Source organism: Moorena sp. SIO2C4 (assembly GCF_010672485.1).
Taxonomy (GTDB): Bacteria; Cyanobacteriota; Cyanobacteriia; order Cyanobacteriales; family Coleofasciculaceae; genus Moorena; species Moorena producens.
In genome coordinates, this window is sequence record NZ_JAAHGN010000749.1 from 1 (window position 1) to 3,802 (window position 3,802).

The following is a 3,802-nucleotide window of genomic DNA, read 5'->3' on the forward strand; positions in this document are numbered from 1 at the left end:
TCCTACTCCCTACTCCCTCGGTGCGCTTGACCCGTAATTAAATTCGCCACGGGTCGCACCGCTCCCTACTCCCTACTCCCTACTCCCTACTCCCTACTCCCTACTCCCTACTCCCTAAAACCTAGAACTTTGTAACTCACCCAATTAAGAACTGCTGTATCTACTTCACCAAACCACTGCGAAGTGCTTGTACTGCTGCTTGTGTTCTATCGTCACAGCACAGTTTCCACAGCACAGACCGAATGTGAGTTTTAACTGTGCCAAGACCTAGTAATAATCGCTCGGCAATTTCGTCATTTGTATAACCGGCTACGATCAATTCCAAGACAGTTAGCTCCCGTTCAGTCAGTGGATTTTCCCTAAGAATCTGATAATAGTCAGGCTCACAGGAATTGATTAAAGTAATCCCAGAAAAATTATTACCCGGTGACTTGATACTGTTTTTTAGGAGATAACCAGCTATTTCTGGATCAATCCAGTGTTGCCCTTCATAGGTAGCTTTTAAAGCATCTAAGAAAGTACTGGTATCTACATTAGTTTTCGGAAAATTGATCCGTTTTAGATAATAGGAATCTACCCCAGCCCCAAAAGCGCTGATCACAAATTCTTCTGATGTGTCCCAAGATAGCAGCAATATGTTAGGAAAAAATGCCACTTTCCAATTTCTGACTAAGCGCAATAACGCATCAGTATTGGTTGAAGGCTCTAAATTAATGACTACTACGTCCGGGTTAGATTTTTTTAAAAGGGCGGCCACATGACGCAAGCTAGAAACTTGAGACACTAAACTGACTTCCTTGTACTGCTCCAAGACTTTTCTGAGACCCAACTGCGCTAAATCACCCCTCTCAATCAGTAACACCCGAATTTTTTTGATTACGTTCATAACCATTTTCTAGAACACTGATACCGAAATTGACAACTTAGGATGTGTTTGCTGACCTCACAACCAAAAAAAAAATGGAAGCGATCGCGCTCCATAGCTCAAGATTGGTCAGCAAGCTTGTGATCACGAGTCGCCACCTACCGAAATTGTTTCCATCGGTTGATTAGCGCTTTGACCCAATATTACTGATGATACAACTCCGGACTATTTTACCGGCATTGCTGAGGGGCAGAATGAATATGAGGTGGTGCGTTACGGGCAGCAACCTAACAAGGCGCGTTAGAGGCGCTCAGACCCGGCCCGTCCCTAACGCACCCTACGCAACTATTAATAGTTGAAGGTTGACAACACCATGTCGTCAACCTTCAAAACCACCAAAATATTTCCCTTTTTGGGCTTATTTACCCTTAGTTGGATTTTTGGCTTGCTCTAAGGCAATTTCTTTAAGGGCTTGATAAGAGTTGATATTAGAAGCACCCTCAATTGCCTTGACCGCTAAATCCTGAACTTGTTTGAGGGCAGTATCGAGTTGCTGGGAAAGACTGTGTATCCGTGCTGATGATTCCTTTATTGTCTGTTCCAGGGATTCAATTCTTAGCTGATAGACACGATTATTTCCTTCTAATTCCTTATTCTGTAAGTCGGCTTGAATTTTGACCTGGTGGCTAGCAATCGCTTTGCCTTCTTCTTGGGCTTTTTTGATAGCCACTGATTTTTCCTGGTCGAAGGCTTCTACCTTAGTTTTTAATTCTTCAAACTGCTTCTCTCGCTCTGCGATCGCATTTTCCCGCTCTGCCCACTGTTTCTCTTGTTGTTGCCTCGTTTCCTCCAATTCTTTGTATAAACGTTCTTGGTTATGGTTGTAGGTTTCTTTATCTAAGCTGCGTTGTAGGGCTAAATTATAATCATACTCTTGAGCATCTCGCTTACGGGTTTTATTTTGTTCTTCATTCCGTTCTTTAATAGCTCGTTGCTGTTCCTCTTGTTCTTTGTCCCAGGATTGTTTTAACTGATTTATTTCCAGCTCTAACTCTTCCCGTTTTTGGTAAATTTCTTCATCGAAAGCTTTAGAGCTATTCTGATAGTTTTCAATTAACGTATCTAAGGTATCGTCTTGAATTTCTGATAAATTGTGGAGTTCAGCGAGTTGTTGAGTTTCCTCAGTAACCGCTGTTCGTAATTCTTCTAGTTTAGCGGCTTCTGATGTTAGTTTTTCCGACAACTCACTGACACTACTACCAAACCCTAATTGCAGCTTAACCAGGCTGTCTAGGGTATACATCATTTTGTCTTTCATGACTTTTGCTGGTACGGATCCATTAGTTTGCTTTTTTTCCACCGTGGATACTTGAGGAGTTTCCGTTTTGTTCATCTGCTTCATTTCTTTTTCCAAAGCATTTCGTTCTGCTAGTAATTCCTTGTAAGCTTCTAAAATTTCTGCTTTGGTGTTCTTGCTGTTAGGTTTGCGTGTCATACTTTCAACGTTATCTTCTGTTTGACAATTTCTTAACTGCTATATAGCAATTATTATTTGGGTGAGGTACAAAGTTTTGGGTTTTAGGGAGCAGGGAGCAGGGAGCAGGGAGTAGGGATCCCCCCTTGCCCCCCTTAATAAGGGGGGAATAAAATTGAATGTACCTCATGAGTCTAATAATTGCTATAAATAGTCACTAATTTTGATCCTTGCTTCTTGAAGACCCATCAAAAGCTTTCAAAGTCAGGGCTTGGGACTGTTTCAGGGTCTCTTGTAGCTGACCATATAGATTTTCAATTTGTTTATTTTGTTTTTCTATGTGTTGCTCCAAGGACTGAATTTTAACGTCATAACCCTGTTGAGTAACTTCCCAGCCTTTGGTGAGTAAATCAGCCTGTACTTTAGCGTCGTTTTGGACTTTTTTAATTGCTTTATCTTTTACTTTTTTAACGATTTCATCTAGCTCAGCGGGGAAAGCTTCCACTTTCTGTTGATACTCTTCAAACAGGTCTTGAGATTCTTGTAGCTTCTGTTCTCGCTCAGACCATTGCTTTTCTTTTTCTTGATTGGACTCTTGTAATTCTCGCTCCTGGTTACGGCTCAGTTCTTCATACTGATCCGTCTCAATTTTACGCTGACGTTCTAATTCGTATTGATAGTCAGCTTCTTGGCGTTGTCGTTCCCGAGCCAATAATTCGTTTTGTTCTTGACGTGCTATTTCAAAGTATTCCTGGTCTTTTTGCCAAAGCTTACGTTTTTGCTCTTGGTCTTTTTCGATCTCTTCTCGCTGTTGATCTGCTTTTTGCTCTAGGGATTTTAGCTTTTCCTGGTGCTCTTGATTGAGCAAATGTAAGGCATCAGCTACAACTCGAATTTGCTGAAGGTATTGCAAGTGTTCAGTTTCTACTTTAATCGCCAGCTTTAGCTCATCAAGTTTAGATGCTTCTGAGGATAATTTTTCTGACAATTCATTAACAATGGTGCCAAACTCCAGCTGTAAATCAGCCATTCCTTTGACAATATTATCAACGGTATAATTTGATGCAGTTTCCAGGACTTGTTGATTTTTAGCTTTTTCTGCTTCTTCTTCTTTGGTCGCAATTTTTGAGTCAATATTTTGCCGCTGTTTTAGGATTTGCTCAAAGGCTTGGAAAATCTGGTCTTTGCTGTCTTTTGTGGCAACCATATAGTGTGTTCCTTTGACGAGATTTAGATTTTTTTAATTGAAAATGATTACTTTAAAATTGCTATAGCGCTGGGAATCGGGAATCGGGAATCGGGAATCGGGAATCGGGAATCGGGAGTAGGGAATCGGGAATCGGGAAAAAATAGGTGTGTGTATTTCATTAATATGGAAAACGCTATAGTAGCTGGTGGCTGGTTAGCAATATTCATCCACTAACTACTCCCTACTAGAACAGTGCTCTTAAAACAGTGCTCTA

At 41.0% G+C, this 3,802-nt stretch carries 3 protein-coding genes; all 3 read right to left on the reverse strand.

Going from position 1 to position 3,802, the window contains the following annotated elements:
* Positions 1 to 160: 160 nt before the first annotated feature.
* The 3 genes from F6K20_RS28385 to F6K20_RS28395 all read right to left on the reverse strand — a co-directional run bounded on the left by F6K20_RS28385 (position 161) and on the right by F6K20_RS28395 (position 3,546).
* A complete protein-coding gene (locus tag F6K20_RS28385) occupies positions 161 to 886 on the reverse strand; it encodes a response regulator transcription factor (protein WP_009149108.1) in 726 nt (241 codons plus the stop codon).
* 397 nt (positions 887 to 1,283) lie between these two features.
* Positions 1,284 to 2,360: a coiled-coil domain-containing protein gene (locus tag F6K20_RS28390; RefSeq protein ID WP_009149110.1), complete on the reverse strand. Its 1,077-nt coding sequence runs from the start codon at positions 2,358 to 2,360 to the stop codon at positions 1,284 to 1,286.
* A gap of 196 nt (positions 2,361 to 2,556) precedes the next feature.
* Complete coding sequence (locus F6K20_RS28395; protein WP_287254545.1) at positions 2,557 to 3,546, reverse strand: coiled-coil domain-containing protein; 990 nt, start codon at positions 3,544 to 3,546, stop codon at positions 2,557 to 2,559.
* Between the last annotated feature and the right edge of the window lie 256 nt (positions 3,547 to 3,802).